Source organism: Mycobacterium sp. 360MFTsu5.1 (genome assembly GCF_000383495.1).
GTDB classification, from domain to species: domain Bacteria; phylum Actinomycetota; class Actinomycetes; order Mycobacteriales; family Mycobacteriaceae; genus Mycobacterium; species Mycobacterium mucogenicum_B.
The window spans coordinates 133,322-158,174 of sequence record NZ_KB911471.1; the positions used below are offsets into that span (position 1 = coordinate 133,322).

Genomic DNA, 24,853 nt, shown 5'->3' on the forward strand with positions numbered 1-24,853 from the left:
GTCACGGGACCCGGCTCAGCCGACCGTGACACCGAACTCCTTCTCGATGCGGCCGCGGAAATCCTGGACGCAGGTGTTCTGCGCGTTCTGGTCCTGCCCGGCGCGCGTCATGCAGTCGGTGTAGTCACCGAACCCGACCTGGCGGTAGAAGCCGATCACGACGAAGACGAACACGACGGCCAGTACGGTCGCCAGCGCGCCGAGCACGATGCCCGCACCGGCCACCACGCCGTTGTCGGCGAGGCCCTGCTTGACCCGGCCGCGGCCGAGGACGCCGCACGCCACGGCGCCCAATCCGAACAGCAGTCCACCGACCACCGACCACGAGGTCAGCAGTCCCACGATGCCCAGAACCAGTGCGGCGGTTCCCATGCCGTTGCGCGGCGCCGACGTGTATGCCCCGTATCCCTGGTTGGCGTACGGCGGCGGTGGCGGCGGGGGATACGCGCCACCGGGATACATGCTCATGACTGCGCAGGGTACCCGTCTTTGCTGAGGTCCAGGTTCAGCACCGTGCAGTGCAGGCTCGGCGGCAGGTGGTGCGTGGCCACCACGACCGCCCGGTCGGCGCCGAACAATGCGCCGGGAGTGAGGAGTTCGGCGAGCAAGCGGTGGCTGTCCGCCGCGTCGAGATGCTCGGTGGGTTCATCGAGGAGCACGACGGGGAAGTCGGTCAGCAGGGCACGGGCGAGCAGCAGGCGGCGCCGCTGTCCGGCGGAGACGGCGGCAGGGCCGCCGGCCAGCAGGGTCGACAACCCGTCCGGCAGCGTCGCCAGCCAGGGGCCCAGGCCGACCTTTGCCAGCGCGGCGATGAGCTCGTCGTCGGTGGCGTCGCCCCGGGCCACCAGGAGGTTGTCCCGCAGCGTGGTGTCGAACAGGTGCGCATCCTCGGCGAAAAACCCTGCCGGTGAATCGGTTTCGCGCAGGCGATCGGCGGTGGACAGCAGCAGCGTCGTCTTGCCCCGACCGCTGGCGCCCAGTACGGCAATCCGTTCGCCGGGTACGACCTGCAGCGGCGGGACGGCCACGAGGGCGCGGTCGTCGGGGTGCTCGGCCAGCATGCCGGTGAGCCGCGTGATGGCGATGCGGGCCCGCGTCAACTGCACGGCCGCGGCGGGCAGCGCGCCGGTTGCTTCGAACGCCGACAGCGGCAGCAGCATGAGGATCGCCAATGTCGTGGGTGCGACGGCCGACGTGAGCGAGATGGCGGCGAGGATCGCGGCGATGGCGCTGGCACCGGTGGCCAGAATCGGAACCGCGGCGGCGATGGCGGCGGGCCGGGCGGCGCGGTCGGCGGCGTCGCCCCAGCGGCGGTGGTCCGCGGTGGCCTGCGCGATGACACCGCTGAGGCGGCCGGCCACGGCCAGTTCGGCGGCATGGTCGAGTGCCAGCATGACGGCGGCGTCACGGTCCGAATGGTGTGCTGCGGCAAGACGTTCGGTGGCTTCCGCGGCGCGGGCCGCCTGCCATGGCGCCCAGACTCCGGCCACCACCAGTCCGGCGGTCAGGGCGAGCGCGGCAGCGGGGGAGATGACGGCGATGACGATCACCGCGGCGGTCGACAGCACCGTCGCCACGGCGGCGGGCAGCACGGCGCGCACCAGGGTGTCGGCCAGGTCGTCGACGGAAGCGCCTGCGCGCGAAACCAATTCGCCGCTGCTCAGGCGCAGCACCGTCGCCGGCGGGGCGGCCGACAGCCGCCGGTACAGCTCGGTGCGGGCCCGGCCGGCGGCGCGCAGCGCCACGTCGTGCGATGCCAGGCGTTCGCAGTAGCCCAGCACGCCACGGGAAATGCCGAACAGCCGGACGGCCACCACCGCGACCGTCAACTCCAGGATCGGCGGCTGCTCCCAGGCCCGGGTGATCAGCCACGCCGAAACCCCGGCCAGGGCGAGGGCGCTGCCGAGCGCCGCGGACCCGAGGAAGACGGCCAGCGCCAGGCGGGGAAGCCGGGGCCGGAGCAGGTCGACCGCGAATCTAACTGTGGACACGGGACGCACCTCCCACCCGGACGATCTCGTCACCGATGGCCAGCACGGCGGCCCGGTGTCCGACGACGATGACGGTCGCGCCGGCCTCGGCGCGGGCCCGGATCGCCTGGAGGACCTGGAGTTCCAGCTCGGCGTTCAGATGTGAGGTCGGTTCGTCGAGCAGCAGCACCGGGGTGGGCCGGCCGAGTACGCGCGCCAGTGCCAGCCGCTGCCGCTGGCCCAGCGACAGCCCGGAGCCGCCGCGGCCCAGCACGGTGTCCAGTCCGGCGGGCAGAGTGGCCAGTACCTCGTCGAATCCCGCTGCACGGCAGGCGCCGTCGAGATCGGGCAGCAGGCCGAGCAATTCCAGGTTCTCGCGCACGGTGCCCGGGACGAGCACGGGCCGTTGCGGCAGCCAGCCGATCTGTTGCCACCAGTGCTGCCGGTCCAGCGCTCCGACCTCGACGCGGAGCTCGCCGTCGCCGAGAGACACCCGGCCGGCGTCGGGCGTCGTCAGCCCCAGAATCGCTTGCAGCGCTGTGCTTTTTCCGCTGCCATTGGGTCCGGTCAGGACAGTCACCGAGCCGGGCTCGGCCCGCAACGTCAGATTGTGCGGAGCCGGGCCATCCCGGCCCTCGATGCTGACCTGTTCCAGGTCGATGGTCGGCCGTGCGCCGATCCGGGCGGTGCCGGACTCGGGTTGCCCGGCGTTCTCCAGCAGCCGGTAGGCCTGCTCGAAGGCGACCTTGCCGTCTTGGGCGGCATGAAATTCGACGCCGACGCGGCGCAGCGGCCAGAACACCTCGGGTGCCAGGAGCAGCACCGTCAGCGCGACCGGCAGGGTGACGCCGCCGCTGACCAGGCGCAGACCGACGCCGACGGCGACCAGCGCCACCCCGAGTGTCGCCAGTAATTCCAGGACGAGCGCCGACAGGAACGCGATCCGCAGCGTGGCCAGGGCCGAACGCCGGTGTGCGTCGGACAGTTCGGTGATGCGCGGCGCGGCGCCCTCGGCGCGGTTCAGGGCACGCAGTGTGGGGATACCTGCGATCAGGTCGAGCAGACGCGACTGCAGCGTGGCCATGGCGGCGAGCGCGGCCGCCGACCGCTCGGTGGTCATGACACCGATCAGCACCATGAACAGCGGGATGAGCGGCAGCGCGATCAGCACGACGATCGCGGATTTCACGTCGTACCAGGCGATCACGATGACGGCGGCCGGGGTCAGCAGCACGGACATGACGACCGCGGGCAGGTAGCGGGTGAAGTACGGTCGCAGCCCGTCCAGCCCGCGGGTCAGCAGGATCGCGGCCTCGTCGTGCACGGCCTGTCGACGCTGCGGCGGCAGCGCGGTGACGGCGGTGAGCACCTGCGCGTCGAGATCGGCGATCATGGCGGTGGCGCCGTGCTGACTGAGCCTGGCCTGCCACCACTGGGCGCCGGCGCGCAGCGACCAGAGTGCGGCGAGCGCCAGCAGCTGAGGTACCCAGTGCGACAGCGGCGCGCCGGTGGTGATGACCCCCGCCACCACCTGCGCGGTGAGCACTGCCGCGGCGAGCGCCGCGCCGGTGATGACGACCCCGCTGCCGACCGTGGCCGCCAGATGCCGCCGCAGGCCGGCGGTCATGCGGGGGTTGGTCGACGAACGGGTCAGTGCAGCCCGCCGTTTCGGGTCAGACCGATGGAGGCCGGGATCTGCTCGGCCGAAATCCGTTGCCGGAACACCCAGTACGACCATGCCTGGTAGCCGATCACCAACGGCGTGAACACCAGAGCGGCCCAGGTCATCACCTTCAGGGTGTAGGGCGACGACGACGCGTTGTGGATCGTCAGGCTCCATGCCGGATTGAGGGTCGAGGGAATGAGATTCGGGTACAGGCAGCTGAACAGGAGCGCGACCACCGCGACGACGACGACCGCTGTCGCGGCGAACGCCCACCCGTCGGCGCGGCGCGTCCACACCAGGCGGACTGCCGAAAGCTGTGCCACGACAGCGATTCCCAGCGCGATCCAGGTCATGTCGTTGCCGTAGGCCACCTGGGTCCAGATGCCGAATCCGGCGACGATCAGGGTCACCGGGACGGTGAGTCGGGTGGCGAAGCGGCGCGCGTCGTCGTGCACGGCCCCTTGGGTTTTCAGCGTGACGAACACCGCGCCGTGGAACGCGAAGAGGCTCGCCGTGGCGAGGCCGCCGAGTATCGAGTACGGGTTGAGGACGTCACCGAAGGACAGCTGAATCTGATGGTGGGCGTCGACGGGGAGGCCGCGCAGGATGGAGGCGAACGCCACGCCCCACAGCACGGCGGGCAGCCACGATCCCAGGGCGATGCCGATATCGGCCCACCGGCGCCACTGCGGGTCGTCGATCTTGCCGCGCCATTCGATGGCGCAGACCCGGACGATCATGCCGACGAGGATCACGAGCAGCGGCAGGTAGAGGCCCGAGAACAGCGTGGCGTACATGCCGGGGAATGCCGCGAACATGGAACCGCCGGCGGTGAGCAGCCAGACTTCGTTGCCGTCCCATACGGGACCGATGGTGTTGAGCGCGACGCGGCGGTGCCGTTCGGCGTCGGCCTCGTCACCGCCGGCGGCGCGGCCGAAGAACTCCATGAGCATGCCGACGCCGAAGTCGAAGCCCTCCAGGACGAAGAAGCCCACGAAGAGCACGGCCAGGATGATGAACCACAGATGCTGGAGTGTCATGGCTGCCCCTTCCTAGTACGCGAACGACAGTGGGGCGACGTCGTCGCTGTCGGGTGGGGTCGGTGGTGTCGGTTCGGCGTCGTGTTCCTGGGGCCCTTCGAGCGTGTAGCGGCGGATGAGCCAGAACCAGACGACGGCGAGCGCCGCATACAGCGCGGTGAAGGTGAGCAACGAGATCCACACCGTGCCTGCGCTGTGCGCCGACACGCCCTGCCGGATGGTCAGGTGCAGGTTGGGGTCACCGGTCGGGTTGGCGGCGACCACCCAGGGCTGCCGGCCCATCTCGGTGAAGACCCAGCCGGCGCTGTTGGCCAGGAACGGCATGGGCAGCGTCACGAGCGCGAACAAGCTCAGCCACCGTTGCGTCGGAATCCGGCCCTTGCGCGTCAACCACAGCGTGGTGAGCGCGAAAAGCCCTGGGAACGCGAGCAATCCGATCATCATGCGGAACGACCAGTAGGTCACGAACAGGTTGGGCCGGTAGTCACCCGGACCGTATTTGGCCTCGTAGGCCTTCTGCAGGTCCTGCACGCCCTCGAGTCGGACGCCCTCGAACTTGCTCTCGGCGAGGAACGGCAGTACGTACGGCACCTCGATGACGTGCACGACGCTGTCGCAGTTGTTGTGGGTACCGATGGTCAGGACCGAGAAATCGGGATCGGTTTGGGTGTGGCACAACGATTCTGCCGAGGCCATCTTCATGGGCTGCTGGACGAACATCAGCTTGCCCTGGGCGTCGCCGGTGAGCGTGAGCGAGGCAGCGGCGACCAGCGCGACCCAGCAGCCCAGCACGGCGGCGGGGCGGAACATGGTGCGCGATTCCTCGGTGTTGCCACTGCGCACCATCCACCAGGCGCTGATCGCCGCGACGAACGTGGAGGCCGTCAGGATGGCGCCGCCGACTGTGTGCGTGAACGCCGCGATGCCGGTGTTGTTGGTCAGCAGCTCCCAGATGCTGGTCAGCTCCGCCCGGCCGGTCTCCGGGTTGTAGTGCGCGCCAACGGGATGCTGCATGAACGAGTTGGCCGAGATGATGAAGAACGCCGACGCGTTCACCCCGAACGCGACGATCCAGATACACGCCAGGTGCACCAGGCGGGGCAGCTTGGTCCAGCCGAAGATCCACAGGCCGATGAAGGTGGATTCGAAGAAGAACGCCGCCAGGCCCTCCAGCGCCAGCGGTGCGCCGAACACGTCGCCGACGAATCGTGAGTACTCACTCCAGTTCATCCCGAACTGGAATTCCTGCACGATGCCCGTGGCCACGCCGAGGGCGAAGTTGATCAGGAACAGCTTGCCGAAGAACTTGGTCAGCCGGTACCAGGCCGGATTGCCCGTCACCACCCAGATGGTCTGCATGACGGCCAGCAGCGGCGCGAGGCCGATGGTCAGCGGGACCAGGATGAAGTGGTAGACGGTGGTGATCCCGAACTGCCACCTCGATACGTCCAGTGCGTCCATGGGGCCTTCCCCGAGCCGGAGGGATTGGTCTACGACTTACTGTAGTAGTTCATCCGGTCGGTGGTCCAGACCCGCCGAACAGCGAATTGTGTGGCCAGGCGCACACGTGCGCCCGGCCACACAATCGCGGACAGTCGGCGGACTCAGGCGTTGGTCGCCGCCTCGTTGATGGCCTTGTCAACGGCCTTGGCGCCCTTGCGGATTCCGAATGCGGTGATCACTTCGGCGACACCGGTGACCACCAGCCAGATGCCCGTCACCAGCGCCAGCGTGCCGATCGACTCGATCGGCGAACCCAGCACGACGAAACCGGCGATCAGGCTGATGATGCCGAGGAAGATGTTCCACCCGCGGGCGGGCAGCCCCGGATCGCTGATCGCCGACACCGTGGTGGCCACACCGCGGAAGATGAAGCCGATGCCGATCCAGATGGCCAGCAGCAGCACGGCATCGCCGATATGACGGAAGGCCAGCACCGCGAGCACCAGAGATGCCGCGCCGCTGATGAAGGCCAGCACGCGTCCGCCCGCTGTGATGTGCAGGCTGAAGGCGAACACCACCTGGCCGATACCGGTGACGAGCAGATAGGCCCCGAAGAAGATCGCTGCCACCGCGACCGAGATGCCCGGCTGGGCCAACACGGCGGCGCCCAGTACCACGGAGATCAAGCCGGCGATGAGCTCGGTTTTCCACAGATGCTGCAACAGACTTGGCGGAGTTTGCGTGGTCATTGACGCAGTCTCACATATTTGACGGAGGCTGCGCAGAGTTCGGACAACACTGGTTTTCGGTGGTTCTAGATGTGGACAACTGGCGATTGGGCTGCTTGGCGACCACCGTGCCATTAAGGTGCTCTCCAACGCAGCACGCCGACCGATGCGCGCTGGCGGGGTGTCATGGCAGCTGTGGCTGGGACAGAGTTGAGCACGAAGGAAGAGGCAACGTGTCAGGTGTGAGTCAGACCCGTCGGGGCACGGCGTGGCGCATTGCGGTGGTGGCGGCGGCCAGTGGCGCGTTGGCGCTGTCCGGGTGTACCAAGAACACCGAATCCAGCTCGCCCGCATCGAGTTCGTCGGCGGCTCCGGCCGCCAAGGTCGAGTCGATCGCCAACACGGTGCCGGAGGCCATCAAGTCCAGCGGCAAGCTGATCGTCGGCGTCAACATCCCGTATGCACCCAACGAGTACAAGGACCCGAGCGGCAAGGTCGTCGGTTTCGATGTCGACCTGATGAACGCCATCGCCCAGACACTCGGTCTGACCGTCGACTACCGCGAAGAGTCGGACTTCTCGAAGATCATCCCGGCGATTCAGGCCGGCACCTACAACGTCGGCATGTCGTCCTTCACCGACAGCAAGCAGCGTGAGCAGCAGGTCGACTTCGTCACCTACTTCTCGGCCGGCAGCTTGTGGGCGCAGCGCGCAGGTGACCACGTCGACCCCAACAACTCCTGCGGCAAGAAGGTCGCGGTCGAGTCGACCACGGTGCAGGACACCGAGGAACTGCCCGCCAAGTCCAAGACGTGCACCGACGCCGGTAAGCCGCCCATCGACGTGGTGAAGTTCGACAACCAGGACCAGGCCGCCAACGCCGTCGTCGTCGGCCAGGCCGACGCCATGTCCGCGGACTCGCCCGTGACGCTGTGGGCGATCAAGCAGGCGGGCGGCAAGCTCGTGCAGGCCGGCGAGGTGTTCGATTCGGCGCCCTACGGCTGGCCGGTGAAGAAGGGCTCGCCGTTGGCACAGTCGCTGCTGCAGGCATTGCAGCACCTGATCGACAACGGCACGTACAAGCAGATCGCGACCAATTGGGGCGTGCAGGCCGGAATGATCGACAAGCCGGTCATCAATGGGGCCACCAGCTGACGTGACGGGTGCTGAGTCAGCGGCGGACCCGAGCGGTCCCGCCGCCATCCACGCGGTACCGCTACGGCATCCCTGGCGGTGGGTTGGGGCCGTCGCGATCATCGCTGTCGCCGGGCTGTTCCTCTACGGCGCCGCGACCAACCCCGCGTACGGCTGGGACACCTATCTCAAGTACCTGCTCGACGTGCGGGTGGCCGAGGCGGCGTGGAACACCGTGCAGCTCACCATCTACGCGATGGCGATCGGCTTGGTGCTCGGCGTCGTCCTGGCCGTGATGCGGTTGTCGCCGAACCCGGTGTTCCGTGCGGTCGCGTGGGGCTACCTGTGGATTTTCCGCGGTACTCCGGTGTACGTGCAGCTGGTGTTCTGGGGCCTGTTTCCGTCGATCTACCAGAACATCCAGATCGGGGTGCCGTTCGGTCCGTCGTTGTTCCACATCCAGCTGCAGGGACTGTCGCTGGCGTTCGAGATGGCCTTCATCGGCCTGGGCCTCAACGAAGCCGCCTACATGGCCGAAATCATCCGTGCCGGAATCATTTCCGTCCCGGAGGGGCAGACCGAGGCGTCGGTCGCTCTCGGCATGTCGTGGTGGATGACCATGCGGCGCACCGTTCTCCCGCAGGCGATGCGGGTCATCGTGCCGCCGACCGGCAACGAGCTGATCAGCATGCTGAAAACCACATCGCTGGTCACAGCCGTGCCGTACACGCTCGAGCTGTACACCCGTACCCGGGACATCTCCGCGGTGATCTTCCAGCCCATCCCGCTGCTGCTGGTCGCCGCGACCTGGTACCTGGTCATCACCAGCGTGCTGATGGTCGGCCAGTTCTACCTGGAGCGGTACTTCTCGCGGGGTGCGTCGCGCAAGCTGACGACCAAACAGCTTGAGGCCCTTGCCCTGGCGCAGATGGGCGACCACGGGGGTGTGCCCGCATGACCCCCATGGTGCGCGCCGAACAGGTGTGCAAGAGCTTCGGTGCCCTCGACGTGCTCAAGGGCGTCTCGCTCGAAGTCGAGCGCGGCCAGGTCCTCGTGCTCGTCGGTCCCTCCGGTTCCGGAAAGTCGACGTTCCTGCGGTGCATCAACCACCTGGAACAGGTCAGCGCCGGGCGGTTGTACGTCGACGAGGAGCTGGTCGGGTACCGCGAACGCGGGGGCAAGCTGCACGAACTCCCGCCCAAGGAGGCCGCCCGCCAGCGCCGCGATGTCGGCATGGTCTTCCAGCATTTCAACCTGTTCCCGCACCGGACCGCGCTGGAGAACATCATCGAGGCGCCGTTGCACGTCAAGGGCGTCAAGCGGGACGCGGCGGTGAGTCGTGCGCGGGACCTGCTCGACCAGGTGGGGTTGTCCAGTAAGGCTGATGCGTACCCGGCGCAGTTGTCCGGCGGCCAGCAGCAGCGCGTCGCGATCGCCCGCGCGTTGGCGATGGAACCCAAGCTCATGCTGTTCGACGAACCGACCTCGGCGCTCGACCCGGAACTGGTCGGCGATGTGCTCGCGGTCATGAAGAAGCTTGCGCAACAGGGCATGACGATGATCGTGGTCACGCACGAGATGGGCTTCGCCCGCGAGGTGGCCGACGAGCTGGTGTTCATGGACGGCGGAGTCGTGGTCGAGCGCGGCGCCCCGCGCGAGGTGATGGCCAACCCGAAACATGAACGCACGAAGGCTTTTCTGTCCAAAGTGATGTAGTGGCTGTTCACCTGGCCTCAGAACCGGACCCGGCCGCCCCGCTGTGGCGGGCGGCGCAGGGCTTCCGGCTTCTCAGCTGCCTGTACGCCCTGGGTTTTCAGCTCGCGGTGAATGACGATCTGCGACACCCGACCGTCACGTGGGCGCTGTTCGGGGTCCTCATCGCGTGGAGCCTGGCGTGTGCCGTGGCCTATCTGAAGGGTTTCGGCCGACGGAAGGCCTGGGTGCTGGCCGAGGTGGTGGTCGTCATCCTGCTGGTGTTGTCGACCGACCTGGTGGCGTCCCCGGCGTGGATCGCCGGCAACCAGTCGTGGCCGACGACGTTGTGGGCCACCAACGCGACGCTGTCCGCGGCCATCCAGCTGGGGCCGCCGGCCGGAATGGGCGTCGGGCTGCTGGTGACGGCGGCCGGCGCGGTGCTCAAGGGCTACTTCGACCCCAATCTCGGCCGGCAGGCGACGCTCGTCATCGAGTTGGCGGTGGGGCTCGCCGTCGGGATGGCCGCACAGACCGCCCGCCGTGCCCACGCGGAGCTGCAGCGCGCCATCCGATTGGCAGCGGCGACCGCGGAGCGCGAGCGGCTGTCCCGCCAGGTGCACGACGGCGCCATCCAGGTGCTGGCACTGGTGGCCCGCAAGGGGCGGGAAATCGGTGGTGAGACAACGGAACTCGCGCAGCTGGCCGGCGAGCAGGAACGGGCGCTGCGCCGGTTGGTCAGTTCCGGCCTGGACGAGGCCACGGGCGGATCGGTCGACGTCGGGGAGATGCTCCGTGCCCGCGCGGGTGATCGCGTCGCGGTGAGCGTGCCGCCGGACCCGGTGCTGCTCGACGCCGCCGTGGCAGGCGAACTCGATGCCGCGGTCGCCAATGTGCTGGGTAACACGGTCGCGCATGCGGGCCCGCAGGCCCGGGCCTTCGTCCTCGTCGAGGACCTCGGCGAACAGGTCGTGGTGAGCATCCGCGACGATGGGGTGGGGATCGCCGACGGACGGTTGGCGCAGGCGGCTGCGGAGGGACATATGGGTGTGACGAAATCCATTGTGGGACGGCTGGAATCACTCGGCGGTACGGCCGAGCTGACGACGTCGCCGGGCGCCGGCACAGAGTGGGAGCTGACCGTGCCCAGGGCGGCCGGCGATGTCTGAGCCGCAGCTGACGGTCATGGTCGTCGACGACCACCCGATCTGGCGGGACGCCGTCGCCCGTGACCTCGAGGACTCGGGCTTCACCGTGGTGGCCACCGCCGACGGCGTCGCGGCCGCGGGACGCCGGGCCGCGGTGGTCAAGCCGCAGGTGGTGCTGATGGACATGCGTCTGTCCGACGGCAGCGGCGTCGAGGCGACCGCTCAGGTGCTGGCGGTCTCACCGGCGAGCCGGGTGCTGGTGCTGTCGGCCTCCGACGAGCGCGACGACGTGCTGGAGGCCGTGAAGGCCGGTGCCACCGGGTATCTGGTGAAGAGCGCCTCCAAGGCCGAGCTGGCCGACGCGGTGCGCGCGACGGGTGAGGGGCGTGCGGTGTTCACTCCGGGCCTGGCCGGTCTGGTGCTGGGGGAGCACCGGCGCATCGCCAAGGCGCCGGGAGCGGACCCGGCCGCGGGGCTCACGGAACGGGAGACCGAGATCCTCCGTTACGTGGCAAAAGGCTTGACCGCCAAGCAGATCGCCGAGCGTCTGACCCTGAGTCACCGCACCGTCGAGAACCACGTGCAGGCGACGTTCCGCAAGCTGCAGGTGGCCAATCGGGTGGAAGCGGCGCGCTATGCCATCGAGCACGGGCTGGACTGAGCACCGTCGGCTCGCGACGAGCCGGCCGCGGAGGTTCGCCCGACCAGGTACCAGGTGCGCATCAGGCCCTTGCCCTTGACGTCGATCTCGCCGCGCTCCTCGAATTCGTAGGCGTGCTGGAGACGCTCATACACGTTGTGCGGCACCTGGATTCGGCCGGCGACATCGGTGCTCTCCATGCGGGACGCGACGTTCACCGCGTCGCCCCAGACGTCGTAGAAGAACTTGCGTGACCCCACCACACCGGCCACGACGGGGCCGGCGGCGATGCCGATGCGGACCGGGACGGGACGCCCCTTCGGGTCGGTCAGTTCGCGGACCGAGTCGGCGAAGTCCAGGGCCAGGCAGGCCAGCGCCTCGAGGTGATCGGCCCGGCCGTGCGGGATACCGCTGACCACCATGTAGGAGTCACCGCTCGTCTTGACCTTCTCCAGGCCGTGCCGGTCGACGAGTGCGTCGAGCCCGGTGTACAGCGCGTCCAGGAACTGGACCAGATCGGCCGGAGCGGTGTCGCTGGCGCGCTGGGTGTAGCCGGCGATGTCGGCGAAAAGGATTGAGGCGTCGTCGAATTTGTCGGCGATCACCGAATGCGCGGGATCCTTGAGGCGCTGCGCGATGGACTCGGGCAGGATGTTCGCCAGCAGCGTCTCGGACCTCAGGTATTCGGCTTGGATGGCGCGCTGGGCGATGGCGTTCTCCCGCAGCACCGACCAGACCGTCGCCATCACGATGAGGCAGGCCGACACCGCGATGATGACGAACGACACCCGGCTTTCCATCTCGGTCTGCGCTCCGGTGTGTGCCGGGACCGTGAATTCCAGGATGCTGGCGGTGACGATGCCGACGGCGGCGACGGCGGCCGCGAATCCCACGTGCTCGAGACCCACGATCAATAGCGCGATGGCACCGGAAACGGTCAGATACAGCAGAATTCCCGAGCCGGTGCCCACATTGATGGTCACGACTGTGACCGTGGCGTAGGCGATGAGGATGAATGCCGCCGGGGCCACGAGCTCGCCGAACCGGTAGAGCGCCGGGACGAGGAGGAAGAGCACCGCGCCGGCCAGGTTGACCGCGCCGATCCACATCGTGTGAGGCCCTGTGGTCAACGCCTGCAAGGCGAAGAAAACGCTGAGCACCGCGCCGAGGCGGCTGGTGCGGGTCAGAATCCGGCGGCTGCGGGCGACCGTCGGGCTCAGGATGTCGGCGTCGGGACGCAGGCACTCGCGGACGGTCGCGGTCGGCACACAGACAGAACGGCGCACGGCAGCGACCAAATCGGCGCTGGCCGGGGTCGCGGCGCCACCGGCGAGGCGAGCGTCGTCCATGATCGCCATGGATTCAGGGTAGACGCGCGGGGCCGCATTTGGTGCCCGCCTGCGGATACTGCGCTGACGGCGAACAGCGGGCCGCCGCGGCGCCGCCGCCGTGGCCGCTTCGGAGTGGTTGCGGGACCCCTATTGGCCAGTCGCTGTGGCCATTTAGGAGGGCTCACTGAGTGGGATATTCGTTGGTACCGGGTGTCCCTTCGCCGCAACCGAAAAGTATGGTCAGCCGCGATCAATATCAAAATTGCCAAATATTCGACAGCTGCGTCGAATGGCTTACCTGTAAGTCGATAAAGCCGTGTGAACTGGGGAGATACCAAAAGAATGCTTGCTCATGGCAATTTTGCAAACCGATATTGATTAGCTGTTTGTGAACATACCAGGAGTATTTAGGGCATCTCTATATTTGCTTGATTCGCACGATCGGATTATTTCAATCAGATTTCGGATTTGAGTTCATTAAATTGTTGTCGGAGCAGTAAATTAACTGCCACGCGTCGTTGTCGAGGGGCGACGACCAGGGCGGAAAGGGGACTGTGGTGAACCGTCTGGTCCGTGCTCTCATGCTGAGAGTCGTTGTCGTATTGATGCCGTTGGCTGTCGTCTGCACCTACAGCCATGTGACGCCCGCGCCGACCCGGACGGTCGCGCTCGACGTCGTACCCACCGCCGAGATCGATGACACGCATTCGACCATCGGCATCGCCGACTCGAGCCTTTATGGATTGTCGCCGGCGGAGATCGACAAGACCCTGACCCAGCTGCAGTCCATCGGGGTGCAGAACATCCGGGTCTTCGTCCCATGGGCGTTGATCAAGATGACGGGTCCGAATGATGCGGCGAATGACGCCAACTGGACTCTGATGAACAACGTGATGGACGCCGCGCGTGCCCACAACATGGGTGTGCTGGCGGTCATCAGTCACACCCCCTTGTGGGCGGCGCCCAGCGGCACCACCCCGGGTGCCGGCGCACCCGATCCAGCCGTCTACGCGGACTTCGTGAAGCAGGTGGCCACGCGCTACGGCGACGTCATCTCCGCGTACGAGGTCTGGAACGAGCCCAACAGCTTCACGTTCTTCCAGCCGATGGATGCCGCCAAATACACCGCCATCCTGAAGGCCGTCTACACCACCCTGAAAGGCGGCGACGGGACCACCGGTGTGGACCCTACGGCCTCGGTCATCGCGGGCGCCCTGGCGCCGATTCAGGACTTCTTCGGACTCACGTCGTCTCCACAGACCTTCCTGGCCGCGATGTATGCCGCCGGCGCCAAAGGCTTTTTCGATGCGATCTCGTTCCACCCGTACGAGTTCAACCAGGTGCTGAAGTTCTCGCAGGGTGCCTTGAACCCACTCGCGCCGCTGTACCAGCTGCAGCAGATGCGGGCGATCATGGTGCAGAACGGTGACGGTGACAAGCTGATCTGGGCCACCGAATACGGCTTCCAGACCGTGCTGGACCAACTCGGCGTCGTCGACCCCACGAGCAACCAGAAGCAGGCCGATTTCATCTCGGACTTCATCACTGCCTGGCGGGCGCTGACCTACACCGGCCCGATATTCATCTACACCACCCGTGACGGCACGCCGGGCACGGACACCGGTTACGGCATCTTCCAGGCGGACTGGACGGCGAAGCTGGCGGTGAAGGTGATCTCGGATGCCATCGGTCTGCCGCCGGTCATCGTCTCGCCGATCGTGGCGCTGGCACAATTGATCCAGAAGGCGCTGGCTCAGGCCCAGAAAGCCTTCGCGTCGTTCACCGCATCGCTGCAGACCGCGGTCAACAATGCCGTCAAGGCGTTCCAGAGCCTGCTGGCAGGCATCTTCAAACCGGCTGCGGCGCAACCGAGTACCACCGCGAGCCTGACGTCCGCCGCCGCCTCGATCAGTGCGGACACTCTCTCGGAGGCCAACCGGGCCGCGACTGAGCTGAAGTCTCAGGTGAGTGGTTCGAAGGACACCGCCGACCACGTCAAGGCCGGCGACAAGTCGGAATCGGGCGACGTCAAGGTCGTCGACGCTGTCGAGCACGAAACCGCCGGAGCTGTCGACCCGAAGGCCGTGGAGACCAAGACCGAGGAGCCCAAGACAGCGGATCCCAAGGCGGAAGAGCCGAAGGCCGAAACCCCGAAGGCTGAATCCCCGAAGGCTGAATCCCCGAAGGAAGAAACCCCGAAGGAAGAGACGCCCAAGGCCGAGACGCCCAAGGTAGAGAGCCCCAAGGAAGAGACCCCGAAAGCGGAGTCGCCGCAGTCTGATTCGCCTGCGTCGGCGGCGCCCAAGGCCACGGACGAGTCCAAGAAGCCGGCCAAAGACGTTGCGGCCCAGGACAAGTCGACCGATGCCAAGGACGGCGACAAGCCGGCCACCAAGGGCAAGGGCAAGAAGCCGGGCAAGACGAAGAAGCCGACCCCCGCGGCCAGTGAACCGTCCAAGCCGGCGGGGCGGTCGAACAGCGACACCGGTGGCAAGACTTCGCCGGCGGACGGCAAGTCACACCAGCATCAGGGCGCATAACCCGGGTCTGGGCGAGGCCTCCCTGGCGTGTCATGCGCCGGGGAGGCGCTCAGGTTTTACGGCTCAGACCGAATAGAACGGGGCGCCGATCCCGGACATGGTCGCGCGGAGGCGGTGCGCGATATCCCGGTCCAGCGCAACGAGATTCGCGGCGAAGTGCCGAATGTCGGCAGAGTGGTCGTCGGCCATCGACTCGCGCGACTCGCGCTCCCTGGCCACGAACCGGTACCTGACCTCGGTCACCGACAGGTCTTCGGAGACGGTGAACTCGTTGGTGCGCGCCTCGTCGATTGCGTTGAGCGCCAGTCGTTTCACATCGGACAGCGACGCCGCGCCGGTGTGGGCGATACTCGCGGCGGCCCGCAGCGCATCGGCTGATCCACGGACCTTGACGAGGTCGCGCCACGCGATGTCCTGCGCGTTTTCCGCCGCGCTGCCCTCCCACGTGGTGCCGCCGGGGCGCAGGGTGCCCTGCCAGACGTCGTGGAACGAGTTCTCCCACAGGTCGGCGGTCTTGTTCCATTGCGCGGCAGCGTCGACGAGGTGTTGCACATCCCAATCGGTGATCTGTGCCAGCGTCGGCAACTCGAGTTCGGCCATCACGGCTACTCCGCCAATGCTGCCGAGGCAGAGCTGTCGGAGTCGGTATAGGCGCGGCCGGCGGCGGTCAGTGAGGAGGCAACAGACCAGATCCGTTCGGCATGTGCGGCGGACGCGGCATCAATGTGCGACTGGATCTCGGCGACGACATCCGCGGTGGATTGGCCCTCAGGCAACGGCGCACCGCTGGTGATGTGTGCCGACAGAGCTTGGGCATGCTGCTCGAGTTGTCCGGCAACGGCGAACAGTCCATCCGCAGTGACTCGCAGTGCCCCCATGCGTGCAGTTTAGCGGCGAGTTTTGGTGCCCTCGGTGAGATTCGAACTCACACTGCACGGGTTTTGAATCCGTTTCCTCTGCCAGTTGGGATACGAGGGCGTCACACCGGTTGATCGGGTGCGGTGTACCACCATAGTTGATGTGATTCTCGGGGCCACGCCGCGCCCCGAGGTCGCTTCATTTGACGGCTCACGCGACAATATGGGGATGACCGGGTCAACATCTGAAGTCGCACCGCGCCGTGTTCTCGTGGCCGAGGATGAGGCGCTCATCCGGCTGGACCTGGCGGAGATGCTCCGCGAGGAGGGCTACGAGATCGTCGGCGAGGCCGGCGACGGCCAGGAGGCCGTCGAACTCGCCGAGCAACTCAAGCCTGACCTGGTGATCATGGACGTGAAGATGCCGCGCCGTGACGGCATCGACGCCGCTTCCGAGATCGCTGCCAAGCGCATCGCGCCCATCGTGATCCTCACCGCGTTTTCCCAGCGTGAGCTGGTCGAACGGGCCCGCGACGCGGGTGCCATGGCCTATCTGGTCAAGCCGTTCTCCATCACGGACCTGGTGCCGGCCATCGAGGTGGCGGTCAGCCGCTTCGGTGAGCTGACGGCGCTGGAGAAGGAAGTCCTCTCGCTGTCCGATCGGCTCGAGACCCGCAAGCTCGTCGAGCGGGCCAAGGGCATCCTGCAGACCAAGCAGGGCATGACCGAACCCGAGGCGTTCAAGTGGATTCAGCGGGCGGCGATGGACCGGCGCACCACCATGAAACGGGTGGCCGAGGTGGTCGTCGAGACGCTGGATCCGCCGGCCGCGGAAGCGACGGAACCGTCAGCCGGCTGAGTCCCGCAGGCGCGTCCCGTTAACTCTGTGTTTCGGGCCGCAGCATTTACACAGGTCCGATGAAGACAACGTCGGCCAGCATCGCTCAACAGCGCGTATAGCCGCGCCGTGTTGGTTACTGTCTACGCGAAGCAGCGGAGTCGGCCCCACCTGCGAAGCGTGCAGGCCGAATCCGGTGCCACGTAACCATGACCCGGAGGTGAAGCGTGCGCAGTCGCGTAGCTCGTAATGCTCTTGCAGTCGGCAGTGCCGGTCTGATCGTGTTCGGTCTGGCGGGGTGCAGCCAGTCTGAGCCGAAGCAGAGCGGCGCGGCCGGCTCGAATCTCAAGATCGTCGAGCAGGTGCAGATCGACGAGAACGGCGCCGAGGTCAAGGGCGCCGCCGGCGCAACTCCGGCCGATCCCGCCGGTGACGGCAAGGCCACCTGCCCGCCGGTGAACATCGCCATGGCCGGCGCGCTGAACGGCCCCGATGCCGCACTGGGCATCAACATCAAGGACGGCGTGCAGCTGGCCATCGACAAGCACAACGCGGCGAACCCCGGCTGCCAGGTGACGCTGAAGACCTTCGACACCGAGGGCGACCCGCAGAAGGCGACGGGCATCGCGCCGCAGATCGTCGACGACAAGTTCACCATCGGCCTCGTCGGCCCCGCCTTCTCCGGCGAGACCAAGGCCACCGGCACCGTCTTCGACCAGGCCGGCCTCGTCGCCGCCACCGCGTCGGCCACCAACGTGACGCTGAGCGAGAACGGCTGGAAGACCTTCTTCCGTGGCCTGGCCAACGACGGCGTGCAGGGCCCGTCGGTCGCGAATTACCTGAAGAACACGCTCAACTACAAGAAGGTCTGCGTCGTCGACGACAGCACCGACTACGGCCTGGGCCTGGCCACGGCCGTGCGCACCACGCTGGGACCGGTTGCGGACTCGGCGTGCAACATCTCGGTCAAGAAGGGCGACAAGGACTTCTCGGCGGCCGTCACCCAGATCAAGGGCGCCGCGCCGGACGCGATCTTCTACAGCGGCTACTACGCCGAGGCTGCGACGTTCGCTCAGCAGCTCAAGGACGGCGGCGTGACCGCGACGTTCGCCAGCGCCGACGGCACGAAGGACCCCGAGTTCGTCAAGCAGGGCGGCGAGGCGACCAAGGGCGCCATCCTGTCCTGCCCGTGCGGCCCGGCGAGCAAGCAGTTCGCCGAGGAGTACACCAAGAAGTTCGGCCAGGAACCCGGCACCTACAGCACCGAGGGCTACGACCTGGGCACCATCCTGGTCAAGGGCATCGACTCGGGCGCCGTCACGCGGCCCGCGCTGCTGGACTTCGTGACCAAGTACGAAGGCCAGGGTGTGGCCCGCAAGTACCAGTGGAACAACAAGGGTGAGCTGACCACCAACCTCATCTGGATCTACAAGGTCCAGTAGGAACCTGCAGACGACGACGCGTCCGGACCCCGTGCCGGGCGCGTCGTCGTTCCTGGACTCTCACCACCGCGATAACCGAGGAGCCGCCACCCGATGACATCCGACTGCGTCGGCCACTACGTGTGCACCGCGGCCAATATCAATTTCAACGTCGACAACCTGGTGAACGGGTTCTGGCAGTTGACGATTGACGGGTTGTCGTGGGGTGCGATCTATGCCCTGGTCGCCGTTGGCTACACCCTGGTGTTCGGTGTGCTGCGACTGATCAACTTCGCGCACTCGGAAATCTTCATGCTCGGCATGTTCGGCGCGTACTTCGCGCTGGAGATCATTCTCGGGTTCAAGCCCAGCGGAAACGCCTACAACCTGGGCGTCGGGTTGACGATCTTCTATCTGGGCATCGCCATGGTGGTCGCGATGCTGGTCTCCGGCGCCGCGGCCGTCGGGCTGGAGGTCGTGGCCTACCGGCCGCTGCGCCGCCGCAACGCGCGGGGGCTGACGTTCCTCATCACCGCCATCGGCATGTCGTTCGTCCTCCAGGAATTCGTGCACTTCGTGCTGCCGAAGATTCTCAAGGGATTCGGCGGCAGCAATGCCCAGCAGCCCATCATCCTGGTGCAGCCCAAGACTCAGTTCACGCTCTTCAGCGCGAACATCTCGAACGTCACCATCGTCATCGTCGTGGCGGCCATCGTGCTGGCGCTGCTCACCGACATCGCGCTCAACCGCACCAAGTTCGGCCGCGGTATCCGGGCCGTCGCCCAGGACCCGACGACCGCCACCCTCATGGGCGTGTCCCGCGAGCGCATCATCATGACGACGTTCCTCATCGGTGGCCTGCTCGCGGGCGCCGCCGCGCTGCTCTACACCTTGAAGGTGCCGCAGGGCATCATCTACTCGGGCGGATTCCTGTTGGGAATCAAGGCATTCTCGGCCGCCGTGCTCGGCGGTATCGGCAACCTGCGGGGCGCGCTCCTCGGTGGGTTGATCCTCGGCATCATGGAGAACTACGGCCAGGCGTTCTTCGGCACCCAATGGCGCGACGTGGTGGCGTTCGTCCTCCTCGTGCTGGTGCTGTTGATCCGTCCCACCGGGATACTCGGTGAAAGTCTCGGGAAGGCACGCGCATGAGCGGGCAGCATCGAAATGAGGGCCGCGCCCGGTACCTGCTGGCGCCCGGTGACCAGATCCGCCAGTGGTGGGACCAGCAGTCGAGGCCGGCCAAGTGGGCCTTCGGTGTCTTCGTGTTCCTTCTGGTGGCGTACCTACCGCTACACACGCCGGCGTTCCTCAACACGCCCGGTATCAGCTTCGGCGGCACCATGGCACAGTTCGCGATGGTGGCGATCATCGCGATCGGCCTCAATGTGGTTGTGGGCCAAGCGGGATTGCTCGACCTCGGCTATGTCGGGTTCTACGCCGTCGGCGCCTACACCGTCGCGCTGCTGACCAGCCCCGACAGCCCCTGGAACCAGGTCGGGGTCGACGGCTTCCTCGACAAGGACTGGGCCTGGCTGGCCTGTGTCCCTCTGGCGATGGCGGTCACGGCCATGGCCGGCCTGGTGCTGGGTATCCCGACGCTGCGGCTGCGCGGTGACTACCTCGCGATCGTGACGCTGGGATTCGGTGAGATCATCCGGCTCCTGGCCGACAACCTCTCCGACCTGACCAACGGCGCCCGCGGCCTCAACCAGATCGCCTATCCGCGGCTGGGGGAGACCGACAAACTCCCGACGGGGGTGTTCTCCAGCGGCAACTCCGCCGGCAGCGCCAACTACGGCACGTGGTGGTTCTGGCTGGGGCTGGCGCTCATGGTCGGCATCCTGCTGCTCGTCGGCAACCTGGAACGCAGCCGCGTCGGGCGGGCGTGGGTCGCCATCCGCGAGGACGAGGACGCCGCGGAAGTCATGGGCGTCAACACTTTCAAGTTCAAGCTGTGGGCGTTCGTCATCGGCGCGGGCATCGGCGGCCTGTCGGGCGCGCTGTATGCCGGCCAGGTGCAGTACGTCGCGCCGCCGACCTTCAACATCATCAACTCGATGCTGTTCCTGTGCGCGGTGGTCCTCGGCGGCCAGGGCAACAAACTCGGCGTGATCGTCGGCGCGTTCATCATCGTGTACCTGCCCAACCGGTTGCTCGGGGTGCACTTCCTCGGCATCAACCTCGGCGACCTCAAGTACCTGTTCTTCGGCCTGGCTCTGGTCGTGCTGATGATCTTCCGGCCGCAGGGTCTGTTCCCGGTACGCCAGCAGCTCCTGACGTACGGCAAGTCCGCGCGGGCGCTGTTGCGCAATGCCGACGAAACGAAGGCGGCGGCATGAGCGACACCTTCGAGCCCGCGCCCGACGAGGAACTCGCCGCCCTGCACCGTGACGTGCAGGTCGCCGAGGGTGAGAAGCTCTTGGCCACAACCGATCTCACGGTCAAGTTCGGCGGGCTCACCGCGCTCGATGCGGTGACGTTCGATATCCGGCGCGGCGAGATTCTCGGTCTCATCGGTCCCAACGGCGCCGGCAAGACCACCTGCTTCAACGCGATCACCGGCGTGTACCGGCCGTCGTCCGGATCGGTGATGTTCGACGGCGCGCCGCTCGGCAAGATCAAGCGCCACGAGATCACGCGGCGCGGCATCGCTCGCACGTTCCAGAACATCCGGCTGTGGGGCGAGATGACGGCGCTGGAGAACGTCGTCGTCGGCACCGACGCCCGGCACAAGACGTCGGTCCCGGGCGCGCTGCTGCGCACCTCGCGGCACCGCCGCGAGGAACGCGATGCCATCGAACGTGCCGCGGCGCTGCTGCAATTCGTGGGCATCGCGCACCGCGGCGAGGAAAAGGCGCGGAACCTCTCGTACGGAGACCAGCGCCGGCTGGAGATCGCCCGGGCCCTGGCCACCGAGCCGAAGCTGCTGTGCCTGGACGAGCCCGCCGCGGGTTTCAATCCGAGCGAGAAGTCCGCGCTCATCGAGCTGATCCAGGCGATCCGGGACGACGGCTACACCGTGCTGCTGATCGAACACGACATGCGGCTGGTCATGGGTGTCACCGACCGGATCGTGGTGCTGGAGTTCGGCCGCAAGATCGCCGAAGGCCTACCGGCCGAGATCCGCGAAGACCCGAAGGTCATCGCCGCTTACCTGGGGGTGCCCGATGACCAGCTCTGAGTCCACCGACCTCGACCCGCGGCCCGTGCTGCTGGAGGTCCGTGACGCCGTCGTCCACTACGGCAGAATTCAAGCGCTGCACGGTGTTTCGCTGGTCGTCCGGGAGGGTGAACTGGTCACCCTGCTCGGCTCCAATGGCGCGGGCAAGACCACCATGATGCGGGCCATCTCCGGGCTGTTGCCGTTGTCGTCGGGTTCGGTGTGGTTCGACGGCGAGGACGTCTCGAAGATGAAGGCGCATCGCCGCGTGACCGCGGGCCTGATCCAGGCACCCGAGGGCCGCGGCATCTTCCCGGGCATGACCATCGTCGAGAATCTCGAAATGGGCTGCTATGGGCGCAAATTCGAGTCCAAGCATGACCATGACGAGCGTCTCGACTGGGTACTGACGACGTTTCCGCGGCTGGCCGAACGGCGGTCGCAGGCCGGCGGCACGCTGTCCGGTGGCGAGCAGCAGATGCTGGCGATCGGCCGCGCGCTGATGGCCCGGCCCAAGGTGCTCCTGCTGGACGAACCGTCGATGGGTCTGGCGCCCATGGTCATCTCGCAGATTTTCCGGATCATCTCCGAGATCAACTCTCAGGGCACCACGGTGCTGCTGGTCGAGCAGAACGCGCAGCAGGCATTGAGTCGGTCCGATCGGGCCTACATCCTGGAGACCGGTGCCGTCACCCGCAGCGGCAATGCCCGGGATCTGCTGAAGGACGACAGCATCCGAGCTGCCTACCTCGGCGTCGCCTGAGCTGGGGCCTACGGCAGGTGGCGCTGGATCTTGTCGTGGATATCGTCGCTGAACGCCACGAATCTGACGACGGTGACGGCGGTATCGGCGGCGGAGGCCGTCTCGAGTGCAATTGCGATCGCGTCGTCCAACGGCCAGCCATAGATACCCGCGCTGATCAACGGGAACGCCACGCTCTGCGCGCCGAGTTCGTCCGCGACGTCGAGTGACCGCCGGTAGCAGGACCGCAGCAGCTCTGGATCGCGTTGGCCCGCGCGGTAATTCGGCCCGACGGTGTGGATGACCCAGCGGGCCGGGAGATTGCCTGCGGTGGTCCAGCCGGCATCGCCGGTCGCCAGCCCATGCGGGAAACGCTCGATGCAATCCGCGAGAACCGCGGGCCCACCCGCCCGGTGGATGGCGCCGTCGACGCCGCCACCACCACGCATCGCGCTGTTGGCGGCGTTGACGATCGCGTCGACGTCCTGCTGCGTGATGTCGCCGAGGACGGCGGTGATCCGTGGCATGACTGCAGTATCCGCGCTATTCGTCGATCCGGAACCGCTTGATCCGGGCCGCCGCGCCGGACACCAGCTCGACCCGCGACTTCGGCACGTCGAAATGGTCGGCCAGCACGCGGATCACCGCGGTGTTGGCCTTGCCGTCCACGGCTTGCTCGCGGACGTAGACGACCAGCGTGCCGTCGTCATCGGTCTCGACGAGCGGCCCCTTGCGGCTGCCCGGCTTGACCCGGACCGAGATCATCACTGGTCGAGTGTCCCGCACGTTCGGCGGCTCGAAAACTAGCGCGCGACGATCACCGACGAACCGTGGCCGAACAGGCCCTGGTTCGCGGTCACGCCCACGCGGGCACCTTCGACCTGGCGGCCGGTGGCCTGCCCCTTCAGCTGCCACGTCAGCTCACACACCTGCGCGATGGCCTGGGCGGGGATCGCCTCACCGAAGCACGCCAGCCCGCCCGACGGGTTGACCGGCACGCGGCCACCGATGGTGGTGGCGCCGGAGCGCAGCAGCTGCTCGCCCTCGCCCTTGGCGCACAGGCCCAGGTGCTCGTACCAGTCGAGTTCCAGCGCGGTCGACAGGTCGTAGACCTCCGCGAGGTTGACGTCGTCGGGTCCGATGCCGGCCTCGGCGTACGCCGCATCGAGGATCTGGTCCTTGAACACCCGTTCCGGTCCGGCGATGGCCGCGGTGGAATCCGTTGCGATGTCCGGCAATTCGGGCAGGTGCTGCGGGTACTGCGGGGTGACGGTGCTGATCGCGCGCACCGACGGCACACCGTCGAGCGAGCCGAGATGCTTGCGCGCGAAGTCGGCGCTGGCCACGATCAGCGCGGCCGCGCCGTCCGAGGTGGCACAGATGTCCAGCTGCCGCAGCGGGTCGGAGACGACCGGGCTGGCCAGCACGTCCTCGACCGAAGCCTCCTTGTGGTAGCGGGCATTCGGGTTGTTCAGACCGTGCTTGGAGTTCTTCACCTTGATCTGGGCGAAGTCCTCGGACGTGGCGCCGTACAGGTCCATGCGGCGGCGGGCCAGCAGGGCGAAGTACACCGGGTTCATGGCGCCCAGCAGGTGGAAGCGCTGCCAGTCGGGGTCGTTCTTGCGCTCGCCGCCGACGGGCGCGAAGGCACCCTTGGGTGTGGTGTCGGCGCCGATGACCAGCGCGACGTCGCAGAAGCCGGCCAGGATGTGGGCGCGGGCACTTTGCAGGGCCTGCGAACCACTGGCGCACGCGGCGTACGACGACGACACCGGCACGCCGTTCCAGCCCAGCTTCTGGGCGAACGTCGAACCGGCGATGAAGCCGGGGTAGCCGTTGCGGATGGTGTCGGCGCCGGCGACCAGCTGGATCTGACGCCAGTCCAGGCCGGCCTCAGCCAGCGCGGCGCGGGCGGCGACGACGCCGTACTCGGTGAAGTCGCGGCCCCACTTGCCCCACGGGTGCATGCCCGCGCCGAGGATGTACAGCGGTTCGGGCGTGCTCATTCGGCGATCCTCCACGCGTAAGTGGTCCGCTCGACACCGTCGGCGTCCGTGTACAGCGGCATGGTGGTCAGTTCCATCTCCATGCCGACCTTGAGGTCCGCGGCGAGCGTGCCCTCGACGACCTTGCCCAGCACGATGAGGCCTTCGGCCTCCAGCTGGACGGCGGCGATGGCGAACGGCTCAAACGGGTCGGCGGCCGGGTACGGCGCCGGCGGGGGATACCGGTTCTCGGTGTAGCTCCACACCGTGCCGCGGCGCGACAGCGCGACGGGCTCGAGCACGTCGCTGTCACAGGCTGGGCTGGGGCAGTTGTTGGCGCGGGGCGGGAAAACGTAGGTCCCACACTGCGGGCACTTGGCCCCGATCAGGTGTGGCGCACCGTTTTCGTCGGTGTCCCACCAACCTTCAATTGCCGGTTGACTCCCGGCGTCCGTCACTCCTGGCACGAGCTCAGCGTAACTGCCGACAGGCCAGAAACTGAAACGTGTTGCAGTT

At 67.2% G+C, this 24,853-nt stretch carries 25 protein-coding genes and 1 tRNA gene; 12 read left to right on the top strand and 14 right to left on the bottom strand.

Annotation, left to right across the window (positions count from 1 at the left end; genetic code table 11):
- Positions 1 to 15: 15 nt before the first annotated feature.
- From H289_RS0123300 to H289_RS31170, 6 genes are all read right to left on the bottom strand, one after another.
- A complete protein-coding gene (locus H289_RS0123300) occupies positions 16 to 468 on the bottom strand; it encodes a DUF4190 domain-containing protein (RefSeq protein ID WP_020103250.1) in 453 nt (150 codons plus the stop codon).
- Complete coding sequence (locus H289_RS0123305; protein ID WP_196810073.1) at positions 465 to 2,000, bottom strand: ATP-binding cassette domain-containing protein; 1,536 nt, start codon at positions 1,998 to 2,000, stop codon at positions 465 to 467. The genes H289_RS0123300 and H289_RS0123305 overlap by 4 nt, the downstream gene beginning before the upstream one ends.
- Positions 1,978 to 3,597 carry a thiol reductant ABC exporter subunit CydD gene (gene cydD / locus H289_RS0123310; RefSeq protein WP_020103252.1) on the bottom strand — a complete coding sequence of 540 codons (1,620 nt, stop codon included), beginning with the start codon at positions 3,595 to 3,597 and terminating at the stop codon, positions 1,978 to 1,980. The genes H289_RS0123305 and cydD overlap by 23 nt, the downstream gene beginning before the upstream one ends.
- Before the next feature lie 23 nt (positions 3,598 to 3,620).
- Positions 3,621 to 4,676, bottom strand: a complete 1,056-nt coding sequence (gene cydB / locus H289_RS0123315) for a cytochrome d ubiquinol oxidase subunit II (RefSeq protein ID WP_020103253.1) — start codon at positions 4,674 to 4,676, stop codon at positions 3,621 to 3,623.
- 12 nt (positions 4,677 to 4,688) lie between these two features.
- Positions 4,689 to 6,137, bottom strand: a complete 1,449-nt coding sequence (locus H289_RS0123320) for a cytochrome ubiquinol oxidase subunit I (protein ID WP_020103254.1) — start codon at positions 6,135 to 6,137, stop codon at positions 4,689 to 4,691.
- Between the two features lie 143 nt (positions 6,138 to 6,280).
- Positions 6,281 to 6,886, bottom strand: a complete 606-nt coding sequence (locus tag H289_RS31170) for an HdeD family acid-resistance protein (RefSeq protein ID WP_404822238.1) — start codon at positions 6,884 to 6,886, stop codon at positions 6,281 to 6,283.
- 203 nt (positions 6,887 to 7,089) lie between these two features.
- Between H289_RS31170 and H289_RS0123330 the strand changes: the two genes are divergently transcribed.
- The 5 genes from H289_RS0123330 to H289_RS0123350 are packed head-to-tail and all read left to right on the top strand — an operon-like array spanning position 7,090 to position 11,481.
- Positions 7,090 to 8,001 carry an ABC transporter substrate-binding protein gene (locus H289_RS0123330; RefSeq protein ID WP_020103256.1) on the top strand — a complete coding sequence of 304 codons (912 nt, stop codon included), beginning with the start codon at positions 7,090 to 7,092 and terminating at the stop codon, positions 7,999 to 8,001.
- Positions 7,985 to 8,938, top strand: a complete 954-nt coding sequence (locus H289_RS0123335; RefSeq protein WP_051128567.1) for an amino acid ABC transporter permease — start codon at positions 7,985 to 7,987, stop codon at positions 8,936 to 8,938. Before H289_RS0123330 ends, H289_RS0123335 begins: the two co-directional genes overlap by 17 nt.
- 5 nt (positions 8,939 to 8,943) lie before the next feature.
- Positions 8,944 to 9,696 (top strand): amino acid ABC transporter ATP-binding protein, encoded by a 753-nt coding sequence (locus tag H289_RS0123340; RefSeq protein ID WP_196810074.1) that lies wholly within the window; start codon positions 8,944 to 8,946, stop codon positions 9,694 to 9,696.
- Between the two features lie 11 nt (positions 9,697 to 9,707).
- Positions 9,708 to 10,841, top strand: coding sequence for a MacS family sensor histidine kinase (gene macS, locus H289_RS0123345; protein ID WP_036421299.1), 1,134 nt, complete (start codon positions 9,708 to 9,710; stop codon positions 10,839 to 10,841).
- The gene (locus tag H289_RS0123350; protein WP_020103260.1) at positions 10,834 to 11,481 is read left to right on the top strand and encodes a response regulator; all 648 of its coding nucleotides are present in this window, start codon (positions 10,834 to 10,836) and stop codon (positions 11,479 to 11,481) included. Before macS ends, H289_RS0123350 begins: the two co-directional genes overlap by 8 nt.
- On the opposite strand, the gene H289_RS0123355 is transcribed toward H289_RS0123350, so the two are convergent.
- Positions 11,454 to 12,818, bottom strand: coding sequence for an adenylate/guanylate cyclase domain-containing protein (locus tag H289_RS0123355; RefSeq protein WP_020103261.1), 1,365 nt, complete (start codon positions 12,816 to 12,818; stop codon positions 11,454 to 11,456). The genes H289_RS0123350 and H289_RS0123355 overlap by 28 nt on opposite strands.
- 554 nt (positions 12,819 to 13,372) lie before the next feature.
- Between H289_RS0123355 and H289_RS32020 the strand changes: the two genes are divergently transcribed.
- A complete protein-coding gene (locus tag H289_RS32020; protein WP_155944237.1) occupies positions 13,373 to 15,331 on the top strand; it encodes a cellulase family glycosylhydrolase in 1,959 nt (652 codons plus the stop codon).
- Positions 15,332 to 15,394: 63 nt separating this feature from the next.
- On the opposite strand, the gene H289_RS0123365 is transcribed toward H289_RS32020, so the two are convergent.
- The 3 genes from H289_RS0123365 to H289_RS0123375 form a co-directional block, all read right to left on the bottom strand.
- On the bottom strand, positions 15,395 to 15,931 hold the full coding sequence (locus H289_RS0123365; RefSeq protein ID WP_020103263.1) for a hypothetical protein: 537 nt from the start codon (positions 15,929 to 15,931) through the stop codon (positions 15,395 to 15,397).
- A 5-nt stretch (positions 15,932 to 15,936) separates the two neighbouring features.
- Positions 15,937 to 16,209 (bottom strand): hypothetical protein, encoded by a 273-nt coding sequence (locus tag H289_RS0123370; protein ID WP_020103264.1) that lies wholly within the window; start codon positions 16,207 to 16,209, stop codon positions 15,937 to 15,939.
- Positions 16,210 to 16,232: 23 nt separating this feature from the next.
- Positions 16,233 to 16,309 (bottom strand) — tRNA-Leu (locus H289_RS0123375).
- A 108-nt stretch (positions 16,310 to 16,417) separates the two neighbouring features.
- On the opposite strand from H289_RS0123375, the gene H289_RS0123380 reads away from it, so the two are divergent.
- The 6 genes from H289_RS0123380 (at position 16,418) to H289_RS0123405 (ending at position 22,373) form a co-directional block, all read left to right on the top strand.
- Positions 16,418 to 17,047, top strand: a complete 630-nt coding sequence (locus H289_RS0123380; RefSeq protein WP_029105638.1) for an ANTAR domain-containing response regulator — start codon at positions 16,418 to 16,420, stop codon at positions 17,045 to 17,047.
- Positions 17,048 to 17,253: 206 nt separating this feature from the next.
- Complete coding sequence (locus H289_RS0123385) at positions 17,254 to 18,468, top strand: branched-chain amino acid ABC transporter substrate-binding protein (RefSeq protein WP_029105639.1); 1,215 nt, start codon at positions 17,254 to 17,256, stop codon at positions 18,466 to 18,468.
- Between the two features lie 93 nt (positions 18,469 to 18,561).
- Positions 18,562 to 19,599 carry a branched-chain amino acid ABC transporter permease gene (locus H289_RS0123390; protein ID WP_020103267.1) on the top strand — a complete coding sequence of 346 codons (1,038 nt, stop codon included), beginning with the start codon at positions 18,562 to 18,564 and terminating at the stop codon, positions 19,597 to 19,599.
- Positions 19,596 to 20,789: a branched-chain amino acid ABC transporter permease gene (locus H289_RS0123395; RefSeq protein WP_020103268.1), complete on the top strand. Its 1,194-nt coding sequence runs from the start codon at positions 19,596 to 19,598 to the stop codon at positions 20,787 to 20,789. The genes H289_RS0123390 and H289_RS0123395 overlap by 4 nt, the downstream gene beginning before the upstream one ends.
- Positions 20,786 to 21,631: an ABC transporter ATP-binding protein gene (locus H289_RS0123400; protein ID WP_020103269.1), complete on the top strand. Its 846-nt coding sequence runs from the start codon at positions 20,786 to 20,788 to the stop codon at positions 21,629 to 21,631. Before H289_RS0123395 ends, H289_RS0123400 begins: the two co-directional genes overlap by 4 nt.
- On the top strand, positions 21,618 to 22,373 hold the full coding sequence (locus H289_RS0123405; protein ID WP_020103270.1) for an ABC transporter ATP-binding protein: 756 nt from the start codon (positions 21,618 to 21,620) through the stop codon (positions 22,371 to 22,373). The genes H289_RS0123400 and H289_RS0123405 overlap by 14 nt, the downstream gene beginning before the upstream one ends.
- 8 nt (positions 22,374 to 22,381) lie before the next feature.
- Here the strand turns inward: H289_RS0123405 and H289_RS0123410 are convergent, their stop codons facing one another.
- From H289_RS0123410 to H289_RS0123425, 4 genes are read right to left on the bottom strand one after another with little or no spacing between them, the layout of a single operon-like run.
- Entirely contained in the window at positions 22,382 to 22,879 is a 498-nt protein-coding gene (locus H289_RS0123410) for an O-acetyl-ADP-ribose deacetylase (protein ID WP_020103271.1), read from the bottom strand.
- Between the two features lie 16 nt (positions 22,880 to 22,895).
- Positions 22,896 to 23,117 (bottom strand): DUF167 domain-containing protein, encoded by a 222-nt coding sequence (locus H289_RS0123415; protein ID WP_020103272.1) that lies wholly within the window; start codon positions 23,115 to 23,117, stop codon positions 22,896 to 22,898.
- Positions 23,118 to 23,155: 38 nt separating this feature from the next.
- Positions 23,156 to 24,358 (bottom strand): lipid-transfer protein, encoded by a 1,203-nt coding sequence (locus H289_RS0123420; protein WP_020103273.1) that lies wholly within the window; start codon positions 24,356 to 24,358, stop codon positions 23,156 to 23,158.
- Entirely contained in the window at positions 24,355 to 24,795 is a 441-nt protein-coding gene (locus H289_RS0123425) for a Zn-ribbon domain-containing OB-fold protein (protein ID WP_177127388.1), read from the bottom strand. The genes H289_RS0123420 and H289_RS0123425 overlap by 4 nt, the downstream gene beginning before the upstream one ends.
- Between the last annotated feature and the right edge of the window lie 58 nt (positions 24,796 to 24,853).